This is a genomic window from Agrobacterium sp. H141, from assembly GCF_057158725.1.
In genome coordinates this window covers 4048764-4075302 of the sequence record NZ_CM169893.1, presented here as the reverse complement: position 1 = coordinate 4075302, position 26539 = coordinate 4048764, and the positions used below count along the sequence as shown (strand labels likewise).

Genomic DNA, 26539 nt, shown 5'->3' with positions numbered 1-26539 from the left:
TGTTCTTTTAAATATGCCCGGCATCGCGTCGGGCATTTTTCATTTTCCGTCAGAGTATCAGCCAGGTCCAGAAGGACACTGTGGCAACACCGACAACGGTGGTGATGGTAATCGTTGAAGCGGTGAGGCCATGCCCGACGCCAAACCGGTTGGCTATGAGCCAGGCATTGATGCCGGTTGGCACCGCAGACGTCAGCACCATGGCCGCAGTCTGATCAGGGCTGAGCCCAAGCAAATGCGATGCGCCCCATACGCAGGCTGGCAGCAGGAAAAGTTTCAGCCCTGAAATGACGCTGGCCAGGCCAATATTTCCGGAAATCCCGTATTTGTTGAGCGCCATGCCAAGAGAGATAAGGGCTGCCGGCGCTGCAATGCCGGCAATCTGTTCGAGAACCGTGTCGATGACATGGGGCAGCGGCAAACCGACAAAGTGAACTGCAAGGCCTGCAGCAAGGCCGATGACCAACGGGTTGCGAAGGAGATTGAATGCGATCTGTTGTAGAAGAAGGGGAAAGCTTCGGGAGGCATGTCCGCTCACCGTGCGGTCGGCATTTTCCATCAGAACGGTGCCCGTGACCATCATCAGCGGCAGGTGAATGGCAAGCAGGATGGACAGAGCAACGACCCCGTCGGGGCCGACAATTCGGCTGATGAGCGGCAAGCCGATGAAAACATTGTTAGCAAACGCACTGGAAACACCCGCCAGCACGCCAGCACGCGCATCTCGTCCGAAAAAGCGCGTGGCGATAATATGTCCGGTTGACCAGGTGATGGCGACGCCGGCGAAATAGGCTGCCCACAGACGGAACGGTGAGACGCCGTGGAAATCGGCGCTTGATATCGTCTTGAACAGCAATATCGGGACCGCAACCTTGAAAACGAATTCGCCGAGCGCGTCGCCGATATGGTCTTTCAGGAAATTTGTTCGGACGAGTCCCCATCCGAGAAGGATGAGCAGGAAGATGGGCGTGACATTGATTGCAATTGTGTACATGAAGTCCGGCCTTGGCGGCGGAGAGGGAAAACCAAGGTCTTACTGCTCAGTGAGCATTCTTGCAATCTCGCCGATGTTGACGCCGTTCGAACGGCCTCGGCTTCGCAGATCGTCCGGTCGCCAGTACATCCGTGGTCAACCTTGGATCTCGAAGCCGTAGCCGCATCATGCGACTGGTGCGCGAAGGCTTCAGAATTGGTGAAGCCATATTCGCGTGGTTTTCGAATAGCGCGCCAAGGTTACAACTGCATGACATCAGGGCATTCGTCTCAAAAAACGCCGCAACGCTTTAAATGCACGGAAAAAACGTTATGAGAGGTCAGACAATCGCAAACGCGGAGATCAAGGTTTCATGAGCAAATACGACGTCCTCACCATCGGCAATGCGATCGTCGATATTATTTCCCGTTGCGATGACAATTTTCTGAGTGACAACGGGATCGTCAAGGCTGCAATGAACCTGATCGATGCCGAGCGCGCCGAGGCACTGTATGCCAAGATGGGGCCAGCCGTGGAGGCGTCCGGCGGAAGCGCTGGCAACACGGCAGCCGGCATTGCCAATCTGGGCGGCAAGGCTGCCTATTTCGGCAAGGTCGCCGAAGACCAGCTTGGCGAGATCTTCGCGCATGATATCCGAGCGCAGGGCGTCTATTACAAGACAAAGGCAAACGGCACATTTCCGCCGACGGCGCGCAGCATGATCTTTGTGACGCCGGACGGTGAGCGATCCATGAACACCTATCTCGGCGCCTGCGTTGAGTTTGGACCGGAAGACGTTGAAGCAGATGTGGTCGCGGAAGCGAAGGTCACCTATTTCGAAGGCTATCTCTGGGATCCGCCGCTTGCAAAGCAGGCCATCGTCGATTGCGCGCGTATCGCTCACGAACACGGTCGCGAAATGTCCATGACATTGTCCGACAGCTTTTGTGTGCAGCGGTATCGCGATGAATTTCTCGAGTTGATGCGCTCAGGAACCATCGACATCGTCTTTGCCAATACCCAGGAGGTTCTGGCGCTCTACGAGACCGAGGATTTCGAGGCGGCACTCGACAAGATTGCCGACGACTGCAAGATCGCAGCCGTCACCATGAGTGAAAAGGGTGCCGTCATCGTGAAAGGTGACGAACGCATCTATGTCAAAGCGACAAAAATCGTGGAGTTGGTGGATACCACCGGCGCCGGAGACCTGTTCGCCTCTGGCTTCCTCTATGCCTATACGCAAGGACGATCACTCGAGGATTGCGGCAAGTTTGGCTGTCTCGCAGCTGGCGTTGTGATCCAGCAAATCGGCCCTCGGCCTTCGACATCGTTGCCGCAGGCCGCCAAGGACGCAGGTCTTATCTGAACGCTTCTCCGGGATAGGCGCCCCAGATTTCTCTTTGCGCCACCCATCCCTCGATTTCACCGGTTTCGGCGCGGCACCAGTTTCCGGTGCACTCGTCGAGCTTCATGATCACGCCTGGCTGCAGCTTGGCGATGATTGCCGCTGTATCCAGCGAATCGCGCCGCATATTGACGAACACATCGTCTGTATTGCCCCGCATCCAGGGGGCGGCCACCGCTGTTCGCTCGCCTGAAAGCAGGCTCTGGCTGACCCAGCCTTCGGTTCCATCGGCATCGCGTACGCGACGCCAATTTTCATATTCCTGGATAATTTCGACGGGCAGGCCGGATTTTAGGTAGAGCCATGACACGGCATAGTCGGTGCCTGGGCCGACACGCAAATTGACGCGCGCGGCTTTAAGGCTGACAAAGCGGGGCAAAGGAAGCCCGCTTGGGCCTTTCGAGGTCGATTGCGCTGCTGTTGGCAGCGATGCGGCGAGCAAGAGAAGGGCCGCTATGGTGAGGCTGGAAACGAATTCGATGAAGTGTTTACGCATGACGAACCCGCTTGATTCAAGAAGGGAAAGGCCACTTCCACGATCGGCGAATGCTGCAGCGCGGTAGGGAAATCCTGTCGCCGCATGCGAGTTTTGTTTGTCTTCGCCGACGGGTTTGGTAGAAAATGGCTCGATAGGCGAATTATCGCCTGCTTTGGTTAACGACTTCTGAACAAGGCCTTTAATCCGTATGACGACCAGGAAAAAGCCGAAGGTTTACATCACCCGGAAGTTGCCGGATGCGGTGGAAACGCGCATGCGCGAGTTGTTCGATGCTGAACTTAACATCGAGGATAAGCCGCGCACGCAGCCGGAACTGGTCGCGGCGATGAAGACGGCTGATGTTCTGGTGCCGACGGTGACAGATCGCATCGACGCCGCGTTGATCGAGCAGGCGGGCCCGGATCTGAAACTGATCGCAAGTTTCTCCAACGGATATGACCATATCGACGTCGATGCCGCTGCCCGCAAAGGTATCACGGTCACCAACACACCCAATGTCTTGACCGAAGACACCGCCGACATGACCATGGCGCTGATTCTCTCTGTCCCCCGGCGACTGGCCGAGGGGTCACAGATACTGACCGACGACGCCGGAAAATGGGCTGGCTGGACACCAACCTGGATGCTGGGACACAGGATCTGGGGAAAGCGCATTGGTATCGTCGGCATGGGACGGATCGGCACGGCGGTTGCCAAGAGGGCCAAGGCATTCGGCCTTTCCATTCACTACCACAACCGAAACAAGGTAAGCCCAGCGACCGAGGATGAGTTGGAGGCAACCTATTGGGATAGTCTCGACCAGATGCTGGCGCGGGTCGACATCGTATCGGTCAATTGCCCATCCACGCCTGCCACCTATCATCTGTTGTCTGCACGGCGTCTCGCGCTGATGCAGCCCAACAGCTATATCGTCAACACGGCGCGCGGCGGAATCATCGATGAGAATGCCCTGATCCAATGCCTGAAAGAAAACAAGATCGCCGGTGCCGGTCTCGATGTGTTTGAAAACGAGCCGGCCATCAATCCGAAGCTGTTGAAGCTGGCAGAACAGGGCAAGGTCGTGCTGCTGCCGCATATGGGCTCAGCGACGATCGAAGGCCGTATCGACATGGGTGACAAGGTGATCATCAATATTCGTACGTATTTCGACGGTCATCGGCCGCCCAACAGGGTGCTTCCTGGTCGCAGCTGATCGTCAGGCCAGCGTCTTCCGCATCTCGATATAAGTCACGCGATCGAACCCATGGTGGCTTCGCTCGGCTGTCTTCTCAAAACCCCAGGCCCCAAAAGCCGCGTGGTTGTTGATCAGTTCGATACGTGTGTGCAGCCGTAGCTGCTTGCAGCCCATACGTTTGCCAAGGCTCTCCGCCTTTGCCAACAAAGCTCTGCCTATGCCCTTGCCTTGCACATCGGGCGAAACGGCGAGCTTGCCGACATAGATCGTGTCAGGCAGCTCCTCCCGGCAGAATATGCAACCGACAATGCTTTCGCCGTCCAATGCGACAAAACCGATCTCGTCCTTGGCCATCTGCTGAAGGCTCTGCACGGTAAGCGTCAACGCAGACGAGGGTGGCTCGATCTTCCCGTTCATATAGGCAAATGACGAGAGAATGAGATTGAGCAACTCCTGCCAGCGATCGAATTCCGGGTCGATCGCAACTATGGTGATCATATCGTCTTCCGCCGTTTGTATCGAATTGTGTCGAAGCGCGCTGATAGCGCGTCGTAAAGCAAAAGCTTGCCAACCAGCGGCGCGCCTGTGCCTGTCAGAAGCTTGATGACCTCCATGGCCATCAGCGTGCCGATAACGCCAGTCAGCGCACCGATAACGCCGGCCTCCGCGCAGGACGGCACAAGTCCTTCCGGCGGCGGTTCTGGGAAGAGATCGCTGTAGCGCGGATTATGGTTCCCCTCGCAGTCCTGCTCGTACGGCTTGAGCACCGTCAGCGAACCATCGAACCGCCCGACAGCGCCGCTCACCAAGGGAATATGTGCAGCCTCGGCAACGTCGGCAGCCACGTAGCGCGTCTCGAAATTGTCAGAGCCGTCCACCAGCAGGTCGTAGCTGCCGATGATCGATGGGGCCAACTGCAAGGTGAAACGATCATCGTAGGTAACAACACGGATCTCAGGATTGAGCCGCATAAGGGCTGCCCTTGCGCTCGCAGTCTTGGCATCCCCGATGGTGCCTGTGTCGTGAATGACCTGCCGCTGCAAGTTGGATAGCGATACACCGTCGTCATCAACAATGCCGATAGTGCCGATGCCAGCCGCCGCCATATACTGAAGCACCGGAGATCCAAGCCCGCCAGCTCCGATCATCAGAACGCGGGCAGCTTTCAGCTTCTGTTGTCCTGTTCCGCCGATCTCTGGCAGCAGGATGTGACGCTTGTAGCGCTCGATTTCGTCTGGGCTTAAAGGATCCATACCGCTCATTCTGACATTCTTTGAGGCTGTGCGTGAAGGCTTTATCAGACAGATAATGTCCCATCGCTGACTGTCACGAAGTGAGCGCGGTCGCCAAGTGCAGAAAACATGCTTTGATCCGTACCCGTCATGATGGCCTGCCCACCGATCGCATCTATGCGGTCGAACAACATTGCGCGCCGCGCCTCGTCCAGATGGGCGGCGATCTCGTCCAGAAGCAATATCGGCGCATGCCCGGTCAGGTTCGCGACAAGCCGTGCATGGGCGAGGATTAGCCCGACCAGCAGCGCCTTTTGTTCGCCCGTCGAACAACGCGCAGCCTCCATGTTCTTTTCGCAGTGGCGGATTAACAAGTCGGCGCGATGTGGCCCATCGAGTGTCCGCCCTGCGGCCGCATCGCGAAAACGTCCATCGGCCAGCATGTCGAAATAGCGGTCTTCAAGATCGATGGCCGGTTGATCAAGCTCGCCATCCAGAAATCCGCTTACGGTGAGTTCGGCTGAGGGAAAATCATCTGCGTCATCATCATGCTGGGCAATCAGGCCCGTTAGCAGCCCGAGCATCTCTTGTCGGGCAACGGCCATGGCAATTCCGAGCGATGCCATCTGCCGTTCGATTCCAGATATCCAGGTGGGATCGTACCGGCCTTCGCTCAAAAGCCTGTTTCGGCTGCGCATGGCGCGCTCGAAGTCACTCGCCCGGCGCCCATGGGCCGGGTCCAAGGATAAAACCAGCCGGTCGAGAAATCGTCGCCGGTCCGCCGAAGGCCCCGTGAAAAGGCCGTCCATCGCAGGTGTTAGCCATAACACACGCAGGTGATCCGTTAGTTCGTCATTGGACTTGGTCGGGGTTCCATTGATCCGCAATCGGCGAACCTGACCTTCTTCACCACTCTCTGTGCCTGTCCCGAGTTCGACCGAACCGTCCATGCCTTCAATTTCCGCAAAGACAGAAAATCCACCCGACGCCCCCACACGGGCGACATCAGCAAGAACTGCGCGTCTCAGCCCGCGTCCCGGTGACAGAAAGGACACCGCTTCCATCAGGTTCGTCTTTCCCGATCCGTTGGAGCCGGTCAGCACAACATGACGCGCATCGAGCGCCAGAGAGGCGTGCACGTAGTTACGAAAGTCAGTGAGTTTCAGACGGCGAATATGGACCTTGTGCGTCATGAGGCTCTGCAATTGGTAATGTCCATGAGCTAGGCCGATTGGCAGGTAAAAGCAAGTTTACCTCAGATCCAATTCATGGATTGCCGGGTGACTTGTGTGCGCCCGGTAGGCTTGATTTGAGATTGTGCCACATGCGTTCCCCGATATAGAATGTGAGTCATCACCCGCTGGGAATTGGCTTATGGGCAGTATGCATGAGGATGAGCTGACACCCGAAGAGGCAAGACTTGATCACTGGCAGATGTTGCGGTTTCTCGCTCTTAATGCAGCATTCGGCGCGGTGCTGGGTCTGGGTGTCGCTGTCGCGCTGATCTTTCTCGATCTGGGCGGTCTGCAAACCCATCTGCGACGGGTGTCCAATCCGGCTCTGCCGGTCATCATGATTGCTGGGCCATTAGCACTCACCTTTTCAGCAGCCGTGACCGGTTCGGCGATCATGTTGATGCCCTACAGGAAAAAGAAGCAGCGTTAAACGCTGGGAAAGACAGTATGGACGAGCAAGACAACCCGATCACACGGCTTGAGGAGACGGTGGCGCATCAGGGTCGCGTTATTGAGGAATTGTCAGATCAGCTGGCCGAGCAGTGGAAAGTGGTCGAGCAGACCAGAGCGAAACTCGACCGCCTCACGGAACGCTTCCTGTCGATCGAGGAGCAGGTCATCGACGCGCCTGCCGATACAAGGCCCCCCCACTATTGATCGACAGGGTAGCGGTGGTGAAGACAGAACTCGGCACAAAAAAAGCGCCCCGAAAGGCGCTTTCTTACATATGACTTGATTATTCGCTGAGCGTGTCGAAGAAATCCTTCATCCGGGAGAAGAAGCCGGTCGATTCCGGATTATTCTCCTTGGATGAAAGCTGCTCGAATTCCTGCAGCAATTCGCGCTGTTTCTTGTTCAGCTTCTGCGGTGTTTCAATCCGGATCTGCACATAGAGATCACCAGTCTGCGCGGACCGCAAGATCGGCATTCCCTTGCCCTTCAGACGGAACTGCTTTCCGGCTTGGGTGCCGTCGGGAACCGTCACACGGGACTTGGTTCCGTCGAGCGTGACGACATCGAAGGTGCCACCAAGGGCTGCCGTCGTCATCGAAATAGGCACGGAGCAATAGAGGTCTGCACCATCACGCTGGAAGAACTCATGTGGTCTCACCGACAGGAAGATGTAGAGATCGCCTGCCGGGCCGCCTCGAAGACCTGCCTCGCCTTCGCCTTGCAGACGAATACGTGTCCCATCGTCGATGCCGGCCGGAATGTTGACCGAAAGCGAGCGCTCTTCGGTGACGCGGCCCTGACCATGACACTTGGTGCACGGATCGGAAATCGTCTGGCCGCGACCGTGGCAGGTCGGGCAGGTGCGTTCGATCGAGAAAAAGCCTTGCGCTGCGCGTACGCGGCCCGATCCTTGGCAGGTGCCACAGGTAGTCGGCTGTGTGCCGGGTTTGGCGCCTGAACCCGAACAGACGTCACAGGTGATCGAGGTTGGAACCCGGATCTGCGCTGTCTTGCCGGTGAAGGATTCTTCCAGCGAAATTTCCATATTGTAGCGAAGGTCAGCGCCACGTTCGCGTCCACCGCTCGCCCGACCCCGTTGACCGCCGCCGCGGCCGCCGCCCATCATCTCGCCAAAGATATCTTCGAAGATGTCGGAGAAACCGCCACCGCCGCCAAAGCCACCGCCCTGGAAGCCGCCGCCACCGCCGCCCATTCCGCCTTGCTCGAAGGCGGCATGGCCGAAGCGATCATAGGCAGCCCGCTTCTGCGGGTCCTTCAGCGTTTCATAGGCTTCGTTGATTTCCTTGAACTTCTTTTCCGCCTCGGTATCGTCCGGGTTCTTGTCCGGATGGAATTTCATGGCAAGTTTGCGGAAGGCACTTTTCAGTTCCTTTTCATCCGCCGTCTTGCCAACCCCGAGGGTCTCGTAAAAATCTGCTTTTGCCATGGTTTTTTATAAAGCTCTCAAAGCTTTCCCCACACTCGCGTGGCTGCCAATCTTGTGGCCGGTCAATTTTTCACAAGCCTGCATGTCCTTGCGGAAATCCTCAGCTGCGGATTTGGCGTCGCCAAGAAGTAACTGGCGTTCCTGTTTACCGTGTGCAAGGCCTTCCAGTGTGGACACCGCTACAAATGCAAGAGAATGTGCTGACATATCGCAGGCCGTGACTGTCTCGCCACGCTCCCGACGCGCCATGGCGCTGTCTATGAGCTTGCCCAGCGCGCCGACTGAGCGCTTGAGTGCTGCGCCGTCACTGGCCTTGAGGGCCTTCAGGACACGCGCTTCTTCGCTCGCAACCTTCCGATAGACATCTTCGTCCTTGCCCGTCTGGGCACTGGCACCAAAGCCATAGGCCAGCACGAACACGGCTGGCCCTAGGGCCAGCCGCTTCAGAACTGTGCGAAACAGTTGCCCTTGCATCAGGCAGACTTCTTCGTGTCTTCGTCCTTTACCTCTTCATAGTCGGCGTCAACGACATCATCCTCGGCACTGGCTTCCGAAGCGCTTTCGCCGCCTTCAGCCTGCTGTGCCTCGTAGATGGCCTGACCAAGCTTCATGGAAACCTCCATGAGAGACTGGGTCTTGGCCTGAATGTCGTCTGCATCCGGTTCGGAAGCTTCGATTGCAGTCTTCAGAGCAGCAACGCCGTCCTCGATCGCCTTCTTGTCTTCTGCGGAAACCTTGTCGCCATACTCGCTCAACGACTTTTCCGTGGAATGGATCAGGCTCTCGGCATTGTTTTTGGCTTCTACCGCTGCACGACGCTTTTTATCCTCATCGGCGTGCGATTCGGCATCCTTGACCATCTTCTCGATGTCGGCATCCGACAGGCCACCGGAGGCCTGGATACGGATCTGTTGTTCCTTGCCGGTGCCCTTGTCCTTGGCCGAAACCTGAACAATGCCGTTGGCATCGATATCGAAGGTCACTTCAATCTGCGGAATACCGCGTGGTGAAGGCGGAAGGCCGACAAGGTCGAACTGGCCGAGCAACTTGTTGTCCTGAGCCATTTCGCGTTCGCCCTGGCTGACGCGGATGGTGACGGCATTCTGGTTGTCTTCGGCAGTCGAGAACGTCTGCGACTTCTTGGTCGGGATCGTCGTGTTGCGATCGATCAGGCGGGTGAAGACACCGCCGAGCGTTTCGATGCCGAGCGACAGCGGGGTCACGTCGAGCAGAAGAACGTCCTTGACGTCGCCCTGCAGAACGCCGCCCTGAATGGCCGCGCCCATGGCAACCACTTCGTCAGGGTTCACACCCTTGTGCGGTTCCTTGCCGAACAACTGCTTGACGACTTCCTGTACCTTCGGCATGCGGCTCATGCCGCCGACAAGCACGACTTCATCGATTTCGGAAGCCGATACGCCAGCGTCCTTGAGAGCTGCCTTGCAAGGTGCAACGGTGCGCTGGACCAGATCGTCAACCAGCGTCTCGAACTTCGAGCGCGTCAGCTTCATGGTCAGGTGCTTCGGACCGGAAGCATCAGCGGTGATGAACGGAAGGTTGATTTCGGTCTGCTGCGAGGAGGACAGTTCGATCTTGGCCTTCTCGGATGCTTCCTTGAGGCGCTGCAGAGCAAGCTTGTCACCCTTGAGGTCGATGCCCTGATCCTTCTTGAACTCGGCTGCAAGGTATTCGACCAGACGCATGTCAAAGTCTTCACCGCCGAGGAAGGTGTCGCCGTTGGTCGACTTCACTTCGAAGACGCCATCGCCGATTTCAAGAACCGAGATATCGAAGGTACCGCCGCCCAAGTCGTAAACGGCGATGGTCTTGCCGTCCTTCTTGTCGAGGCCGTAAGCCAGAGCGGCAGCCGTTGGTTCGTTGATGATGCGCAGAACTTCAAGGCCTGCAATACGACCGGCATCCTTGGTGGCCTGACGCTGGGCATCGTTGAAGTATGCGGGAACGGTGATGACGGCCTTTTCGACCTTTTCACCGAGATAGGATTCAGCAGTTTCCTTCATCTTTTGAAGGATCATGGCCGAAATCTGAGCCGGGGAATAACCCTTGCCCTGCGCTTCGACCCAAGCATCGCCATTGTCGCCGCGAACGATATCAAAAGGTACGAGACCCTTGTCCTTTTCGACGGTCGGATCTTCGTAGCGGCGGCCAATCAGGCGCTTGACTGCGAAGAGGGTATTGGTGGGGTTGGTAACCGCCTGGCGCTTGGCCGGCTGGCCAACGAGGCGCTCGCCATCGTCAGTGAAGGCGACCATTGAAGGCGTGGTACGTGCGCCTTCGGAATTTTCGATGACCTTCGCGTCTTTACCATCCATGACAGCGACGCAGGAATTTGTCGTTCCAAGGTCGATACCGATTACTTTAGCCATGTCATTCTCTCCTTGAAGCAGACTGTCGGAACCCGGTTGAGGCATTCATAGACAGCCCCTTGACGTGGATTGCCGTTAGGGTTGTGCAGTCGTGACTGCTCTGTATGCGGCGTATATAAGAAGCGAATTTTCCGACTGCAAGTCTTCAAATCCGGCGTTATCCAGTAAAAATAAGATATTGCGGCTCGATCGTGTTCCGTCAACGGTTGCATGCTCGCATCCCCGAGCGCTCCGGCGCCGGGCGTTATGGAGCGATAGCCTTGCCCAAGGCATGCCACCAAACCGGATTCCCGCCTCTGCAGCGGGCAGAGGGTGACCTTAACCTCCCATAATCAGATCGAGAAGTGTCGTTTTTCGCGGCGCTGAAGGTGTGGGTTGGGTGCCGATATCTCCCGGTGGAACCGGGCCGGTCGTACCGGTCTTGCGCCCGTCTGTGCCAATTGTTGCCGGCGCGTTGGGGAAGCTGTCTTTGCCGGTAAAGACCTCGGAAATGATCTGGCTGATGGACGCAGGCTCTTCGGGTTCGCCACCTCCGCTAAGCGGCACGGATCTCAGACCCGAATGCGCCGCGGTCATGAATTCGTGCCAGGCCTTCGCCGGCAGTCCTCCGCCCGTCACTTTCTTCATCGACGTACCGTCGTCATTGCCGAACCAAACGCCGGTGGTGAGGTTGCTGGTATAACCTACAAAAAGTGCATCTCTGAAAGATTGCGTCGTGCCGGTCTTGCCCGCTGCCTGCCAGCCCGACAGCCGCGCATTTTTTCCGGTTCCTTCCGTGAGGACCCGCGTCAGCATGCTGTTCATCTCGTTCACAACAGTACCGCTGAGAACGCGGGGAGGATTGGCGTAATCTGTCTCGTAGAGCGTCTTGCCAGCGGTCGTGGTGATGCTCTTGATCACATGGGGCGTTGCCTTGTAGCCCCCATTCATGAAGGGCGCATAGGCCGATGTCAGCTCGACAAGTGACACTTCAGACGTTCCAAGCGCGATCGAGGCATTGGCCTGAAGATCCGACTCGATGCCCAAGCGGTGTGCGAGCTTGACCACGCGCTGCGGTCCAACCTCCATCACCAGTTGAGCTGCAATCGTGTTAAGTGAATGCGTCAACGCATAGGAAAGCGTTACCGGTCCACGGTAATTCTTCTCGTAGTTTTCCGGTGTCCAGTTTCCGATTTTCACCGGCGCATCGTTGCGCACCGATTCCGGCGTATCGCCGATTTCCATTGCAGCAGCATAGACGAAGGGCTTGAAGGAGGAGCCGGGCTGACGCTTGGCGGTCACGGCACGATTGAACTGGCTGGTCGCATAATCTCGCCCACCGACCAGTGCGCGAATGGCGCCTGTCCCGTCGACTGAGACAAGTGCGGCCTGTCCCGCGCGGAATTTCTTGCCATCCTTGGCGAGACTGTCGGCGATCGCCTCTTCGGCCTTTTTTTCGAGAGTCATGTCGATGGTCGTCTGAACCACGAGGTCCTGATTGACCGTGCCGATCAGGTTTTTGACGTCACTCATGACCATGTCGGCAACATATTGCCCGGCACCTGACCAGTAGCTTCGCGCCTTGGTCGGTTTTTGCGACATCGCGGTCTTCACTTCACTTTCAGTGATGAAGCCGACTTCGCGCATGGTCCCCAGCACCACCTGCGCACGCTCCTCCGCAGCCTTCGGATCACGCGCCGGCGAAAGCCTTGAAGGGGCCTTTAAAAGTCCGGCGAGAAGAGCCGCTTCGCCAAGGTTTACGTCTCGTGCAGACTTGTTGAAATATCGCCGGGATGCCGCCTCGACGCCATAGGCATTAGAGCCGAAATAGACTCGGTTCAGATACATCGCCAATATCTGATCCTTGGAGAACTTGTGCTCCAGCCAGAAGGCGAGCAGCACTTCCTGCACTTTCCGCTCGATGGTCCGCTCAGGCGACAGAAAAAGGTTTTTTGCCAGCTGTTGCGTAATCGTCGATCCGCCCTGAACCGTATGCCCGGTCACAAGATTAGTGACGATCGCACGAGCGAGTCCCAGCGGATCTATGCCGAAATGAGAGTAGAACCGTCGGTCTTCGATTGCCACAACCGCTTCCGGAATGAAGGGAGACATCTCGTCAAGCGAAACCGCTTCGCCGCCGGTGATGCCGCGATTGGCAATCACGGTCCCGTCCACGGACACGATCTTGATGTTGGGCGGCCGGTCGGGAATAGACCAAGTGCTGGCGCTTGGCATGCGCGCGCCATAATAGACAAGAATACCGGCAACGCCGATACCGCCCCAAATACCCAGAACCACGCACCAGTAGGCCAGCCGCTTGAACAACCCGAAGATGCCACCCGAAGAGTGCCGACGCCCGCCCTTTGCTTTGCCCTTGCGAGGTTTGGAACCGGATCGGGACGACTTCGTGGTCTTCTGTTTCGAAGAACCATTCCCTGCCACACGGTCACTGGCATCCAGCCTCAAGTCGCTGCTGCTGCGGCGTCCATCAAGGGTGGGTTCGATGCGTTGTCTTGGATTGCGTTTGCCAGCCATTGCGAGCGGATCTTGCTCCTTGAGGATAATCGCCGCGTGACGCAGCGTCTCGATGGGAAGTTCGCCGAGACCCGAAAGCCTCGAATTTGAGGTGAACTTTAATTGCGGCGATTTAAGGGGACGTTAAACCTGGGTTAACCGAGCGGTTTTCAGGCGCAGCCGTGCGTGATTTTCAACGCGCCTCGTGTTTGTCTTGCGGGTTGGTGCTGTCTCAGTTGCAGACATCGACCCAGGTAGCCCCCACCAACTCCGCCATTCTTTCGGGGGAAATACGGATCGCCGAATTTGTGGAACCGGCTGCTGGTACCACCTCGCCATAAGCCTTCAACGATGTGTCGCAATAGATTGGCAATACCGTCGCCAACCCGAAAGGGCACACGCCGCCGACAGGATGACCGGTCAGTGACGCAACGTCTTCTGCGCCCAGCATTCGGGGCTTTGCTGCGAACTGATCTTTGAATTTCCTGTTGTCCAGCCGTCTCATGCCTGCCGTGACAACAAGCATTGCCTGATCGCCAACGCGTACGCAGATCGTCTTTGCGATCTGGTCAGGCTCAACGCCATGGGCATCTGCTGCCTCAGCAACGGTCGCCGAACTGGCTTCTGTCTCGATGATTACAGTGTCGGGCGCGCGGTCAGCAAAGAACGCTTTTACGGAATCAAGGCTCATGCAAGTTTTGTAAAAAATGGAACCTCTTTGAGCAAGCCCAAACCCCGTAGATCGTCTTGCGTCTTGAAATTGGGGTCGGGAATAACCACCTCATGCCTATTGCGATGCTCCCTGGGTTTCCAGGATCGTCACGTAATGTTGCAAGAGCGTTTCAGTGAATAACGATTTGTTAATCACATCGCGGCAACATGAAGACGTCAGATAGGGAATTGAAGGCCGACCGGCCACAGGAACTGTCTGGAAGTATTACAGCGTTCATCGCGAGTCTGACCACGGATGTACTGGCAGGTCGTTGAATGAACGGAGGAAAGGTCGGGCTTGCCCGGCCTTTTTGCTTTTCCGGGCTGCCCGAAAGATCTGTTACTTCTTAGCCAATGCGTCCAAAATGCGAATCCATGACCGGATCCCCTTGTGGAAGGATTTGAGCTCGTATTTTTCATTCGGCGAGTGGATGCGATCATCGACCAGTCCGAAACCGACCAACAATGAATCCATGCCGAGCGTCTTCTGGAAATTGCCCACAATCGGGATAGAACCACCCATGCCGATCACAACGGCTGGATTGGGCCATTCTTCCGAGAGCGCATTCTTTGCTTTTGTAAGCACAGGCGAATCATAGGACAACTGGATGGCAGGCGAGCCGCCATGTTCGTGAAACTCGACCGAGCAGTCACCGGGAATGTGCGAACGGACATAGGCGCGGAAACTTTCGCGGATCTTCGCAGGATCCTGTTCACCGACAAGCCTGAAGGACACTTTCGCGGATGCCTTCGCCGCGATGACGGTCTTGAAGCCTTCCCCGGTGTAACCGCCGGTGATGCCATTCACCTCCGCAGTGGGGCGTGCCCATGTCAGTTCCAGGATGGAGCGTCCCTTTTCTCCCGACGGAATGGAAAGGCCCACCTCGCCAAGGAAATCGGAGGAAGAACGTTCAAGCGTCTCCCACGACGCCTTGATGTTGGATGGTGTTTCTTCGACCCCATCGTAAAACCCGTCCAGAGTGATGCGGCCATTGTCGTCATGCAGTCCCGCCAGGATCTTGGTCAGAATATGAATGGGGTTGGCGGCAGCGCCTCCAAAAAGTCCGGAATGCAGATCGCGGTCGGCCGCGATCACGGTCACTTCCTCGCCAACAAGACCGCGCAAAGCTGCAGCGATTGCAGGTGTATCCTTGTCCCACATGGACGTATCGCAAACGAGGGCGAAGTCTGCCTTCAGTTCGTCCGTATTGGCCGTGAGAAACGGCATCAGCGATGGCGAGCCCGATTCTTCTTCGCCTTCGAACAGGATTGTAATCTTGATCGGCAGAGATCCATGCGTGTCCTTGTAGGCACGGCAGGCCTCAACGAAGGTCATCAACTGACCCTTGTCGTCCGATGTGCCACGACCGGTGATCACCTTGCGTCCGGGCTCCAGTTCCTTGAGTGCCGGCGCGAATGGATCATTTTCCCAAAGATTGAGCGGATCAACCGGCTGAACGTCGTAATGCCCGTAAAACAGGGCATGCGGCGCGTCTGGTGAAGCGGCATCATGATGCGCGACCACCATCGGGTGACCGGCGGTCTCGCGTATAGATGCCTCGAAACCGATATCGTTCAGCGTTGTCACCATATATTCGGCAGCCTTTCGGCATTCCGCCTTGTAGGCGGGGTCCGTGGAGATCGATGGAACTTTCACAAGCTCGAACAGACGCTCAAGGCTCTGGTCGAAATTCGTGTCGGCACGCTGAAGAACGGCGGAAATGTCAGTCATGAGGGAGGTCCTGCTTTTTCGAAGGTCGCGGGACGTTATCGCAAAGCAGTGCGCGTTGCGAGACTGTTAGCCGAAAATCCCCGGCATCCACCGCAGCAGAGGTGTCAGAGTTTCTTGGAGTTCTCGATCGCCCAGCGGATATATTCCAGCATCAGTTCTTTTTCGAATCGTCGAAAGCCGGCAAACAGAAACTCGTCTGCCTCTTCGGCTGTGCTCATGGCCTCTTCACGCATGGCGCGCGCCTTCTCGGTCAGGAATACAAGTTGCGCGCGCTTGTCTTTTGGATGAGGGCGCCGCTCCACCAGACCGTCGCGCTCCATGCGTGACAATGTGTTGGCCATCGTGGCCTGCTCGATGTCGACCCGGTCCAGCAACTGCTTTTGCGTCAGGCCTTCTTCCTCCCAGAGTTCGATCAGGATGGGAAACTGGCCAGGGGAGAATCCCAGACGGGCAGCCTTCATCTGCAAAGAGCGGTTAAAGCCTTTGGCGAGTTGTGCGGCGAGATAAGTGGCGGATTCCATGCTGTCCCGGGAAATTGCTTTCATTGCCGCGAGTGTCTCCGCGAAAGGATAATAAATCGCTAGCGATGCATTTTATTTTCGGTCGCTCGGCTGAAAGCGGGCATGCAAAAGCCGCCATGGCATTGGGGGGAGGACCATGGCGGCTTGAGATGAATTGGACAAAGGCCCGGAGAGGGGGATAAGGCCTTTGTCCTAGCCTGAAGCGGCGGGGGACGAGCCAACTTTCAGACGGCGGCGTGATCAAGCGCCGGTGACTATGAAATGCGCCGCCAAATGTGTTTTTTCAAGGGATAGGTCGATTACAAATCGGTAACATTGGCGTGACGCTATCTGACGCCTTCGGTCCAAGTTTGTATGGACGAGCAACACGGCCCACGCTATCCATGCAACCATGAAAAAAGGCGATCATCTATTCCTCGTTGACGGCTCGGGATTTATCTTCCGTGCGTTCCATGCCCTACCGCCGCTGACGCGGAAATCCGATGGCTTGCCGGTGGGCGCCGTTTCGGGCTTCTGCAACATGCTCTGGAAACTCCTGACAGATGCGCGCGATACCTCTGTCGGTGTCACGCCCACGCATTTTGCTGTTATCTTTGACTATTCCTCAAAGACGTTTCGCAAGGACATCTATCCGGAATACAAGGCAAATCGTTCCGCACCACCGGAAGAGCTGGTCCCACAGTTCGGTCTCATTCGCGAGGCCACCCGCGCCTTCAACGTGCCCTGCATCGAAACCGAAGGCTTTGAAGCGGACGATATTATCGCCACGTATGCCCGCAAGGCGGAAGCAACCGGAGCAGATGTCACCATCATTTCTTCCGACAAGGATCTGATGCAGTTGGTGACCGACAATGTCCACATGTATGACAGCATGAAGGACAAGCAGATCAGTATCCCTGAGGTGATCGAAAAATGGGGCGTCCCACCGGAAAAGATGATCGACCTGCAATCGCTGACCGGTGATTCCACCGATAATGTCCCAGGCGTTCCAGGCATCGGTCCTAAAACCGCAGCTCAGCTTTTGGAAGAATATGGCGATCTGGACACGCTTCTTGAGCGCGCCGGCGAGATCAAGCAGGCCAAGCGTCGCGAAAACATTATGGCCAATACTGAGCTCGTCCGTCTGTCGCGCCAACTCGTCACATTGAGAACCGATGTTCCTCTGGAACTGGAGCTCGATGCACTGGTGCTGGAGCCGCAGGATGGCCCGAAGCTGGTCGGCTACCTGAAGGCCATGGAATTCACCACGCTGACGCGCCGGGTTGCCGAGGCGACCGAGACGCAAGCCAATGCAGTGGAATCTGCGGAACTGACGGTCGAGTGGGGCGATAAGGCACATGGGCCCGATATCGATGAATCGGAAGGTGGCACTACAACTGAAGGCGGTGCCGCAACGGGTGATGCCGGGGGGGCAAAGTCACCGACGGTTCTCGCCAACGCGCGCGCAGCAGCCTTGCGCGATCAGGAGATAGACCGCTCAACCTATGTGACCATCCGTGATATGCCGACCCTGATGGAATGGGTCGCATCGGCGCGCGAAACAGGGCTCGTGGCCTTCGATACGGAAACGACATCGCTCGACCCGATGCAGGCGGAACTTGTCGGCTTCTCACTGGCCATTCAAGCCAATGACGCGGCACCCGACAGCAGCAAGATCCGCGCGGCCTATGTGCCGCTGGCCCACAAGAACGGACATGGCGATCTGCTCGGTGGCGGTTTGGCCGAGGGGCAGATTCCGTTTGACGATGCCCTGGTGGTGCTGAAGGATCTGCTGGAAGATCCATCCATTCTGAAGGTCGCGCAGAACCTGAAATACGATTATCTGGTGATGAAGCGCCACGGTGTCGCCATTCAGAGTTTCGATGACACCATGCTCATCTCCTATGTGCTGGAAGCCGGCAATGGCACCCACGGTATGGATGCCTTGTCCGAGCGCTGGATCGGCCACAAGCCGATTGCGTATAAGGATGTGGCAGGCTCCGGCAAGTCGGCGCTCACCTTTGATCTGGTCGAGATCGACAAGGCCACCACCTATGCCGCTGAAGATGCCGATGTCACACTGCGCCTCTGGCTTGCCTTGAAACCGCGCCTTGCGGCCGATCGCCTGACAACAGTCTACGAACGTCTGGAAAGACCCCTGGTGCCCGTTCTGGCCGATATGGAAGCGCGGGGCATTTCGGTCGACCGTCAGATCCTGTCGCGCCTTTCCGGCGAACTGGCGCAAAAGGCGGCAGCCTTTGAAGACGAAATCTACAAGCTGGCGGGCGAGCGTTTCAATATCGGTTCACCGAAGCAACTGGGCGATATCCTGTTCGGCAAGATGGGGCTGCCCGGCGGAAGCAAGACCAAGACCGGCCAATGGTCCACTTCGGCGCAGGTCCTCGAAGATCTCGCCGCAGAGGGCGAGGAACTGCCCCGCAAGATTGTCGATTGGCGCCAGCTTACCAAGCTGAAATCGACCTATACCGACGCGCTTCCAGGCTATATTCATCCGCAGACAAAGCGTGTTCATACGTCCTATTCGCTCGCATCGACCACGACCGGGCGCTTGTCATCGTCAGAACCCAATCTGCAGAACATTCCAGTGCGCACCGTCGAGGGTCGAAAGATACGGACGGCCTTCATTTCAACGCCCGGGCATAAGCTTCTGTCTGCAGACTACAGCCAGATCGAACTGCGTGTGCTGGCTCATGTGGCCGATATTCCGCAGCTTCGTCAGGCGTTTGAGGATGGCATCGACATCCACGCGATGACCGCGTCCGAGATGTTCGGCGTTCCGGTCGAAGGCATGCCGTCGGAAGTTCGTCGGCGGGCAAAGGCCATCAACTTCGGCATTATCTACGGCATTTCCGCCTTCGGTCTGGCCAATCAGCTTGGCATTGAGCGATCCGAGGCCGGCGAGTATATCAAGAAGTATTTCGAGCGCTTTCCCGGTATCCGCGATTATATGGATCAGACCAAAGCCTTTGTCCGGGAACACGGATATGTCGAAACCATCTTCGGCAGGCGTGCGCACTATCCGGAGATCAAGTCGTCCAATCCGTCCATGCGGGCTTTCAACGAACGCGCAGCCATTAATGCCCCGATCCAGGGCTCTGCTGCCGATATCATTCGCCGGGCCATGGTGCAGATCGAACCCGCCATTGCGCAGGCGGGTTTCGCCGAAAAGGCGCGCATGCTGCTGCAGGTTCATGATGAATTGATCTTCGAAGTCGAAGACGAGGCCGTCGAGGTTGTCACGCCATTGGTGGTCAGCGTCATGGAAGAAGCAGCAATGCCTGCCATTTCCATGAGGGTGCCACTCAAGGTGGATGCCCGCGCTGCCCATAACTGGGACGAAGCGCATTAGCACCATCGCCCATAGAAATTCAGCCGACAAGATGTATTGCATCTCGTCGGCTGTCCACGACACAATCAATTTTTAACAATCTGCGGCAGATCTTTTAGCCGGTTTTGCCCATGCGAAGCGCGCGTCGTCGCTCCACCCGGGCCCGGATCGCTTCGATATTCGTCACCGGTGTCGCTGCAAAAAGCTGTTGGGTGTAGGGATGTGTCGGATTGGCAAATACCTCTTCCCGGCTTCCCTTTTCGACCACTTCCCCTTGCGACATCACCATTACATCGTCAGCGATGTATTTGACCACAGAGAGATCATGGCTGACGAAAACATAGGTCAGGTTAAACTCTTCCTGAAGGTCGGCGAGCAGGTTCAACACCTGTGCCTGCACAGAAAGGTCAAGCGCCGACACAGGCTCATCCAGCACCAGAAGCGTCGGATTAAGCATCAGTGCACGGGCGATGGCGATGCGCTGCCGCTGTCCGCCCGAAAACATGTGCGGGTAACGGTTAAAATGCTCCGGGCCAAGGCCGACTTTCACCAGCATGGCTTCTGCGCGCTCCTGGCGTTCAGCGGTGGAGACGGATGTATTGATTACCATCGGCTCCATCAACACGTCGCCGATCTTCTGGCGAGGATTGAGGCTGCCATAGGGGTTCTGAAAGACCATTTGCACCTTGGATCGCAGTCCCGGACCGGGACGACGGCGGCTGATATCCACCACGTCTCCGTCCATCCGTAGTTCTCCGCTGGATGGCGCGTCGATCAGCGCGATGATACGGGCAAGGGTCGACTTGCCCGAACCGCTTTCACCGACAATCGCGAGGGTCTTTCCCTGCTCAACCGCAAAGTCCACGCCTTTCAGCGCCCGAACGGTCTTCGCGCCACCAAACATGCCGCCGGGAACATGGTAATCTTGGGTGATGGCCTTGCCTTCAACGGTGAAGTTCATTGCACGCCCTCCTGCCCGAAGAAGTCTGAAACGGTCGACAGACGATCACCGGTCGCATGTTCCGGCAGAGAAGCCAGCAAGGCCTTGGTATAGGCGTGCTGCGGCGCTTCAAACAGGCTCAGTACATCGGCCTCTTCCATCTTGCGTCCCTTGTATTGCACAACGACACGGTCGGCTGTTTCTGCAACCACGCCCATGTCGTGCGTGATGAGGATCAGGGCCATGCCATATTCTTCCTGCAAGTCCATCAGCAGGTCGAGGATCTGTTTCTGGATCGTCACGTCGAGCGCGGTGGTCGGTTCGTCGGCAATCAACAGGCGCGGTTTGGATGCAATCGCCATTGCGATCATGACGCGTTGGCATTGCCCACCGGACATCTGGTGCGGATAGGATTTGAGCTTGGTCTCCGGTTCGGGAATGCCGACGGATTTAAACAGTGCAAGCGCTTGCGCACGCGCGTCTGCTCCTGACAGTCCGAGATTGAGACGCAGGACTTCCTCGATCTGGAAACCGACCGTGAATGATGGATTGAGCGAGGCAACCGGTTCCTGGAAGATCATGGTGATCTCCCGTCCGATCAGCCTGCGCCGATCCTGTGCCGACATGTGAAGTATGTCCTGACCGTCAAACGTCATCTCGTCGGCAGTCACGGTCGCGGTATCCGGCAAAAGGCCCATCACTGCGAGCATGGAAACAGATTTTCCGGAGCCCGATTCGCCAACGATGGCCAGAACTTCGTGCTTGCTGACGGACACATCGATGCCGTCGACAGCGGTAAAAGCTCCGGCAGCGGTGGCGAACTTGACAGTCAAATTCTTGATATTGAGCAGGCTCATCGCTTAGCTCCGCTTCAGTTTGGGATCGAGCGCATCACGCAAACCGTCGCCCATAAGATTGATGGCAAGCACCGCGATCAGGATCGCCAGACCCGGCAAGGTCACCACCCACCACGCGCGCAGAATGAACTCGCGCGCTTCGGCCAGCATCGTGCCCCATTCCGAAGCCGGCGGCTGTGCGCCCATGCCAAGGAAGCCCAAGGCTGCGGAATCGAGTACGGCCGACGAGAATGACAGCGTTGCCTGAACGATCAGAGGTGAAAGACAGTTGGGCAGAATGGTCTTGAACATCAGGCGCAGATTGCCGGCACCGGCAACGCGGGCGGCGGTCACATATTCGCGCTGAAGTTCGCCCATCACCGCAGCGCGTGTCAGGCGCGCAAAATGCGGTTGGTAGACGATCGCGATGGCGATCATCGCATTGGTGAGTCCGGGTCCCAGAATGGCCACCAGCACAAGAGCCAGCAGCAGCGACGGGAATGCCAGGATCACATCCATCACACGCATGATGACCGTATCGACCCATCCGCCGAAGAACCCTGCCAAAAGGCCGATGAAAATGCCTCCGACAAGCGCGATCGATACCACCACGATACCGATAAACAGCGAATACTGGGCGCCGTAAATCAGCCTTGACAGCATGTCGCGGCCGACAGCGTCCGTGCCAAGCAAAAATTCGGCGCGCCCACCTTCTTGCCAGAACGGCGGCAAGAGAAGGAAGTCACGATACTGCTGGGTCGGGTCGTGTGGCGCCAGGATCTGGGCAAAGAGCGCCACAAAGACCAGCAATGCGAATACAGCCAGACCGACGACCGCACCGCGGTTCTGTCGGAAGTAGAACCAGAAGTCGGCCAGCATCTGTCGACGGATGGCAGCACTTGAGAGCTTGACGCCCGTCTGTGTCGTCATATCGCTCATTTGTGACGAATCCTCGGATTGATGAGGCCATAGGTGAGGTCGACAAGCAGGTTCACGATCATGACCAGTGCCGCAATCAGAAGCAGGCCGCTCTGCACCACCGGATAATCGCGGCGGGAGATGGAGTCGATCATCCACTTGCCGATACCCGGCCAGGAAAAGATGGTTTCTGTCAGGATGGCACCGGCCATAAGCACGCCGACCTGAAGGCCGATTGTGGTGATGACAGGGATCATGGCATTGCGCAGTGCATGGATGCCGACAACACGGGAGGGCGGCATGCCCTTGGCGCGCGCTGTCCGCACATAGTCTTCCCCCATCACTTCCAGCATGGCCGAGCGCGTCTGCCGCGCGATGACGGCAAGCGGAATGGTGGCCAGCACGACGGATGGCAGGATGAGATGCGACAATGCCGAAGCAAAGGCGCCCTTCTGGCCTGACAGCAGGCTATCGATCACCATGAAGCCCGTCACCGAAGGGAAATAATACATCAGCGAGATGCGGCCCGAAACCGGCGTCCATTGCAGGATGCCGGAAAACAGGATGATGAGAAGCAATCCCCACCAGAAGATTGGCATGGAAAAGCCGATCAGCGCACTGGTCATGGAGATCTGGTCAAACCACGAGCCGCGCTTGATGGCGGCAATCACGCCAACGGGAACACCGATCAGCGTGGCGATCAGGATCGCCGCGATGCCAAGCTCAGCGGTCGCTGGAAACAGCGCCAGGAACTCAGTCAGAACGGGTTTCTTTGTCACCAGGGAATAGCCGAGATCGCCATGCAGCAACCGGCCCAGAAATTCGAAATACTGTGCCCAGATCGGCCTGTCGAAGCCCAGGATGGCTGACAGTTCCGCATGGCGCTCAGGCGTAATACCGCGCTCGCCCGCCATCAGCAGCACTGGGTCTCCCGGCAGCACGCGGACAAAGGCGAAGGCAATGATCGTTATCCCGAGGAATGTCGGGATCAGATAAAGAAGTTTGCCAAGAATGAACCGGATCATGGACCTATCCTGAAAAGAGCGCGCGGGCAGAACCCGCGCGCTCCGTAAGCGGAAATTACTCTGCGATATCGACGTTGTCGAAGGTGAAGTCACCAAGCGGGCTCATTGTGAAGCCTGTAACCTTGGCAGACATCGGCACAAACTGTGTCGAATGCGCAAGCGTGGCCCATGGAGCCTGTTCCTTGAAGATCACCTGGGCCTGTTCGTAGAGCTTGGTGCGCTCTGCGACATCAGTGACCTGCTTGGCCTTGGAGATCAAATCGGAAAAGTCTTCATTGCACCACTGTGCACGGTTCGAGCCACCTTCGCCGGCAGCAGCGCATGACAGCAGAACGCCCATGAAGTTGTCCGGGTCACCGTTATCGCCGGTCCAGCCGAGAATGACGGCACCGTCACGGTTCACTTCGGTCGACTTCTTGAGATACTCGCCCCATTCGTATGAAACGATTTCCACCTTCACGCCGACCTTGGCGAAGTCTTCCTGCAGCAGTTCAGCCGTACGGCGTGCGTTCGGCATGTAAGGACGCTGAACAGGCATCGCCCAGATCTTCATTTCAAGATCCTTGACGCCAGATTCTTCGAGCATCTTCTTGGCGGCTTCCGGATCGTATGGATCGTCCTTGATGGACTCGTTATACGACCACATCGTCGGTGGGATCGGGTTCTTTGCAACCTGACCGGCACCCTGGAATACGGCGTCGATGATGGCCTGCTTGTTCATCGCCATGTTGAGCGCCTTGCGCACCTTCGGATTATCGAAAGGAGCAACAGTGGTGTTGTAGGCAAGGTATGCAACGTTCAGACCTGGCTGCTCATCGAGCTTGAGGTTGGAATCGGCGCGGATCGAGTCGAGGTCAGCCGGAGCCGGATATGGCATCAGGTTGCACTCGCCAGCCTTCAGCTTCTGCAGGCGAACGGCAGCATCCGGCGTGATCGCGAAAATCAGATCGTCGATCTTTGGCGCGTCGCCCCAGTAGTCGGCATTCTTCTGGTAGCGAATGACCGCGTCCTTCTGATAGGCGACGAACTTGAACGGACCTGTGCCGATCGGCAGGTTGTTGAAGTCTTCCTTGGTGCCGGCCTTGTCGAGCGTGTCGGCATATTCCTTGGAAACGATCGAAGCAAAAGGCATCGCAATATTGGCGATGAAAGGTGCTTCCGGGCGGGTCAGCATGAACTTGATCGTGTAGTCGTCGACCTTGACGATTTCCTTGATCAGCGACGGCATTTCCATGGCTGTATAGTATTCGTAGGTGATGCCCGCGATATACTGGTTCCACGGATTGCTCGTGTCGCCCTGACGGTTGAAGCTGAAGATCACGTCATCGGCATTGAAGTCACGTGTCGGCGTGAACTTGTCGTTAGACTGCCACTTGACACCCTTGCGCAGATGGAAGGTGTATTCCAGACCGTCTTCGGAAACGTCCCAGCTTTCTGCCAGACCAGGCTCAACCTCGGTCGTGCCCTTTTTGAATTCGGCAAGACGGTTGTAGATAGGGTGTGCGGAGGCGTCAAAAGTGCCGCCTGCTGTGTAGGGAGCCGGATCGAAGCCTTCAGGAGACGCTTCAGAGCAGTAGACAAAAGTCTTTGCCATCGTCGGCATGGCCGAGGCCAGCATGATCGCGGAAGCCGCGAGCAGGCTACGGGTTAGCAGTTTCATTTTATTGTTCCTTTCCCTCTTATTGATACAAGTCCGATCTCATCGGACCTTCCTTCTTCGTCTCTTCCTCGCAACCGCGGCTTGATTTCAAGTTCTGCGGTACGCGACCATCAGTTCCTTAATCGGATCCTGATGCGAAGAGACGATCGAGGCTCGTTTCCGGCGGGCAGAACCATTTGGGTCCCTCCGCCGTCATATAGGCGATATCTTCCAGCCGGACGCCGCACTCCCCATAAACGCACAGCATCGGTTCGATGGAGAAGCACATTCCGGGTTGAAGCTTCGTGGTGTTGCCAGCGACGATATAAGGTTCCTCGTGGATGTCGAGTCCCAAGCCGTGGCCTGTGCGATGCGGCAGACCGGGCACCTTGTAGCCCGGGCCAAAGCCGGCATCGCCCAGCACCTTGCGTGCGGCAGCATCCACATCGGCGCATGCTGCATCCGGTTGCGCGGCTTCAAACGCCGCGGCATGGGCATCGCGTTCGATGTTCCATAGAAAGCGCTGCCGTTCGCTCGGCTGCCCGAAGACATATGTTCGCGTGATGTCGGATCTGTATCCGTGCAAGATGCCGCCCATGTCGATCAGTACCATGTCGCCGTCGTTCAAGGTCTGTGCATATGGCACGCCATGCGGATATGCGGTCGCCTCACCAAACTGTGCAGCATAAAACAGCGGCTTCAAGCCTTGAGCGCTGTGGGCAGCGGTGATGAATTGTCCAACTTCCGTCGTCGAGATCCCGCGACGCAATCCGGCATAGACGGCCTTTTGCACGCGGTAACTCGCATCCATGGCTTCCTGGATGATCGCGATTTCAGCTGCCGACTTGATCTGGCGCTGGGCGGCGATGATGGCCTGTGCCGAAATGATCGGCCGGCGCAGTTGCTGCATGTAGGCTGCTGCAAACGAAAAGGGCGTTGCTGGGTCTATGGCCAGCGTCTCTCCGGCGCAAGAAAATGCGTCGATCCGCTCTGCCGCCAGTGCGAAGGGGCTCTCATCCTCTTCCCATACGAGAATTTCACCATCGATACGCAACAGGCTCTTGAGCTTGGGCTCTTCGAAGGCGGGGCTGACATAGGTAATTGGGCCACTCGCTGGTATCAACGCGCCATGAATGCGCTCTGACAGACCGAGAGAAATGCCGGTGAAATAAGTGAGGGATGAGGAAGCGTCGAGCCAAACGGCCTTCACACCATCCGTCATCATTCTGGCTTGAAGCGAGGCAATCCGCTGCCGCAATTCTGCGTCACCGATGGCCTGGGCACTCACACGATGAAAAAGCCCGAGAGCCTTCTGGTAATCCGTCATATTTCCTTTCCGTTGCCGGGTCATCTGGCATTGAAGACCGGGCTGAACGGCTGATATCGATAGTTCTATACACGGTTGCATAAAGCTCCAAAGCGTTGCACGCAACTCATTGTTTTATGTTAGAAGCTTTATCGCTAGGGTTTTTTAGCCGCACGCCGGGAAACGAACGCCAAAGTTTCGCGTCATGAAATACTTGCGACTGGAACAGCGCACCGTCGCACAGACTGGCAGCGCCCAGGCGCAAAAAAGGACACCCTCGCAGAT

23 protein-coding genes are annotated in these 26539 nt (G+C 57.1%); 5 read left to right on the top strand and 18 right to left on the bottom strand.

Annotation, left to right across the window (positions count from 1 at the left end; genetic code table 11):
- Positions 1 to 49 precede the first annotated feature (49 nt).
- A complete protein-coding gene (locus ACWPM9_RS19190; RefSeq protein WP_484756178.1) occupies positions 50 to 994 on the bottom strand; it encodes an AEC family transporter in 945 nt (314 codons plus the stop codon).
- A 352-nt stretch (positions 995 to 1346) separates the two neighbouring features.
- On the opposite strand from ACWPM9_RS19190, the gene ACWPM9_RS19185 reads away from it, so the two are divergent.
- Complete coding sequence (locus ACWPM9_RS19185; protein WP_484756177.1) at positions 1347 to 2339, top strand: adenosine kinase; 993 nt, start codon at positions 1347 to 1349, stop codon at positions 2337 to 2339.
- Here the strand turns inward: ACWPM9_RS19185 and ACWPM9_RS19180 are convergent.
- Complete coding sequence (locus tag ACWPM9_RS19180) at positions 2332 to 2874, bottom strand: SH3 domain-containing protein (RefSeq protein ID WP_428186220.1); 543 nt, start codon at positions 2872 to 2874, stop codon at positions 2332 to 2334. The two genes, ACWPM9_RS19185 and ACWPM9_RS19180, sit on opposite strands and share 8 nt — an antisense overlap.
- Positions 2875 to 3064: 190 nt before the next feature.
- On the opposite strand from ACWPM9_RS19180, the gene ACWPM9_RS19175 reads away from it, so the two are divergent.
- Positions 3065 to 4069 (top strand): 2-hydroxyacid dehydrogenase, encoded by a 1005-nt coding sequence (locus ACWPM9_RS19175; protein WP_428186219.1) that lies wholly within the window; start codon positions 3065 to 3067, stop codon positions 4067 to 4069.
- Between the two features lie 3 nt (positions 4070 to 4072).
- Here the strand turns inward: ACWPM9_RS19175 and ACWPM9_RS19170 are convergent, their stop codons facing one another.
- The 3 genes from ACWPM9_RS19170 to recF are packed head-to-tail and all read right to left on the bottom strand — an operon-like array spanning position 4073 to position 6476.
- Positions 4073 to 4549 (bottom strand): GNAT family N-acetyltransferase, encoded by a 477-nt coding sequence (locus ACWPM9_RS19170; protein WP_484756176.1) that lies wholly within the window; start codon positions 4547 to 4549, stop codon positions 4073 to 4075.
- Complete coding sequence (locus ACWPM9_RS19165; protein WP_484757686.1) at positions 4546 to 5304, bottom strand: molybdopterin-synthase adenylyltransferase MoeB; 759 nt, start codon at positions 5302 to 5304, stop codon at positions 4546 to 4548. Before ACWPM9_RS19165 ends, ACWPM9_RS19170 begins: the two co-directional genes overlap by 4 nt.
- Before the next feature lie 44 nt (positions 5305 to 5348).
- Positions 5349 to 6476: a DNA replication/repair protein RecF gene (recF, locus tag ACWPM9_RS19160; protein ID WP_484756175.1), complete on the bottom strand. Its 1128-nt coding sequence runs from the start codon at positions 6474 to 6476 to the stop codon at positions 5349 to 5351.
- Positions 6477 to 6657: 181 nt separating this feature from the next.
- On the opposite strand from recF, the gene ACWPM9_RS19155 reads away from it, so the two are divergent.
- Both ACWPM9_RS19155 and ACWPM9_RS19150 read left to right on the top strand, forming a co-directional pair.
- Entirely contained in the window at positions 6658 to 6948 is a 291-nt protein-coding gene (locus ACWPM9_RS19155) for a hypothetical protein (protein ID WP_484756174.1), read from the top strand.
- Positions 6949 to 6965: 17 nt separating this feature from the next.
- A complete protein-coding gene (locus ACWPM9_RS19150) occupies positions 6966 to 7175 on the top strand; it encodes a SlyX family protein (RefSeq protein WP_428186216.1) in 210 nt (69 codons plus the stop codon).
- 79 nt (positions 7176 to 7254) lie between these two features.
- Here ACWPM9_RS19150 and dnaJ read toward each other — a convergent pair whose 3' ends face one another.
- The 7 genes from dnaJ to ACWPM9_RS19115 all read right to left on the bottom strand — a co-directional run bounded on the left by dnaJ (position 7255) and on the right by ACWPM9_RS19115 (position 16262).
- The gene (gene dnaJ, locus ACWPM9_RS19145; protein ID WP_428186215.1) at positions 7255 to 8418 is read right to left on the bottom strand and encodes a molecular chaperone DnaJ; all 1164 of its coding nucleotides are present in this window, start codon (positions 8416 to 8418) and stop codon (positions 7255 to 7257) included.
- A gap of 6 nt (positions 8419 to 8424) precedes the next feature.
- Entirely contained in the window at positions 8425 to 8892 is a 468-nt protein-coding gene (locus ACWPM9_RS19140; RefSeq protein ID WP_484756173.1) for a hypothetical protein, read from the bottom strand.
- Positions 8892 to 10805 carry a molecular chaperone DnaK gene (gene dnaK / locus ACWPM9_RS19135; RefSeq protein ID WP_428186213.1) on the bottom strand — a complete coding sequence of 638 codons (1914 nt, stop codon included), beginning with the start codon at positions 10803 to 10805 and terminating at the stop codon, positions 8892 to 8894. The genes ACWPM9_RS19140 and dnaK overlap by 1 nt, the downstream gene beginning before the upstream one ends.
- A gap of 318 nt (positions 10806 to 11123) precedes the next feature.
- Positions 11124 to 13319 (bottom strand): transglycosylase domain-containing protein, encoded by a 2196-nt coding sequence (locus tag ACWPM9_RS19130; protein ID WP_484756172.1) that lies wholly within the window; start codon positions 13317 to 13319, stop codon positions 11124 to 11126.
- 211 nt (positions 13320 to 13530) lie between these two features.
- Entirely contained in the window at positions 13531 to 13989 is a 459-nt protein-coding gene (locus ACWPM9_RS19125) for a YbaK/EbsC family protein (protein WP_484756171.1), read from the bottom strand.
- A 360-nt stretch (positions 13990 to 14349) separates the two neighbouring features.
- The gene (locus tag ACWPM9_RS19120) at positions 14350 to 15741 is read right to left on the bottom strand and encodes a dipeptidase (protein ID WP_484756170.1); all 1392 of its coding nucleotides are present in this window, start codon (positions 15739 to 15741) and stop codon (positions 14350 to 14352) included.
- 104 nt (positions 15742 to 15845) lie between these two features.
- Positions 15846 to 16262 carry a MarR family winged helix-turn-helix transcriptional regulator gene (locus tag ACWPM9_RS19115; RefSeq protein WP_428186498.1) on the bottom strand — a complete coding sequence of 139 codons (417 nt, stop codon included), beginning with the start codon at positions 16260 to 16262 and terminating at the stop codon, positions 15846 to 15848.
- 391 nt (positions 16263 to 16653) lie between these two features.
- On the opposite strand from ACWPM9_RS19115, the gene polA reads away from it, so the two are divergent.
- Complete coding sequence (polA, locus tag ACWPM9_RS19110; protein WP_484756169.1) at positions 16654 to 19611, top strand: DNA polymerase I; 2958 nt, start codon at positions 16654 to 16656, stop codon at positions 19609 to 19611.
- A gap of 94 nt (positions 19612 to 19705) precedes the next feature.
- Here polA and ACWPM9_RS19105 read toward each other — a convergent pair whose 3' ends face one another.
- The 6 genes from ACWPM9_RS19105 to ACWPM9_RS19080 all read right to left on the bottom strand — a co-directional run bounded on the left by ACWPM9_RS19105 (position 19706) and on the right by ACWPM9_RS19080 (position 26275).
- Positions 19706 to 20551, bottom strand: coding sequence for an ATP-binding cassette domain-containing protein (locus tag ACWPM9_RS19105; protein WP_484756168.1), 846 nt, complete (start codon positions 20549 to 20551; stop codon positions 19706 to 19708).
- On the bottom strand, positions 20548 to 21387 hold the full coding sequence (locus ACWPM9_RS19100; protein WP_428186207.1) for an ABC transporter ATP-binding protein: 840 nt from the start codon (positions 21385 to 21387) through the stop codon (positions 20548 to 20550). Before ACWPM9_RS19100 ends, ACWPM9_RS19105 begins: the two co-directional genes overlap by 4 nt.
- A gap of 3 nt (positions 21388 to 21390) precedes the next feature.
- Positions 21391 to 22305 carry an ABC transporter permease subunit gene (locus ACWPM9_RS19095; RefSeq protein ID WP_428186206.1) on the bottom strand — a complete coding sequence of 305 codons (915 nt, stop codon included), beginning with the start codon at positions 22303 to 22305 and terminating at the stop codon, positions 21391 to 21393.
- A complete protein-coding gene (locus ACWPM9_RS19090; RefSeq protein ID WP_428186205.1) occupies positions 22302 to 23309 on the bottom strand; it encodes an ABC transporter permease subunit in 1008 nt (335 codons plus the stop codon). The genes ACWPM9_RS19095 and ACWPM9_RS19090 overlap by 4 nt, the downstream gene beginning before the upstream one ends.
- Before the next feature lie 55 nt (positions 23310 to 23364).
- The gene (locus ACWPM9_RS19085) at positions 23365 to 24969 is read right to left on the bottom strand and encodes an ABC transporter substrate-binding protein (RefSeq protein WP_484756167.1); all 1605 of its coding nucleotides are present in this window, start codon (positions 24967 to 24969) and stop codon (positions 23365 to 23367) included.
- Positions 24970 to 25087: 118 nt separating this feature from the next.
- The gene (locus tag ACWPM9_RS19080; protein WP_484756166.1) at positions 25088 to 26275 is read right to left on the bottom strand and encodes a M24 family metallopeptidase; all 1188 of its coding nucleotides are present in this window, start codon (positions 26273 to 26275) and stop codon (positions 25088 to 25090) included.
- Positions 26276 to 26539 lie beyond the last annotated feature (264 nt).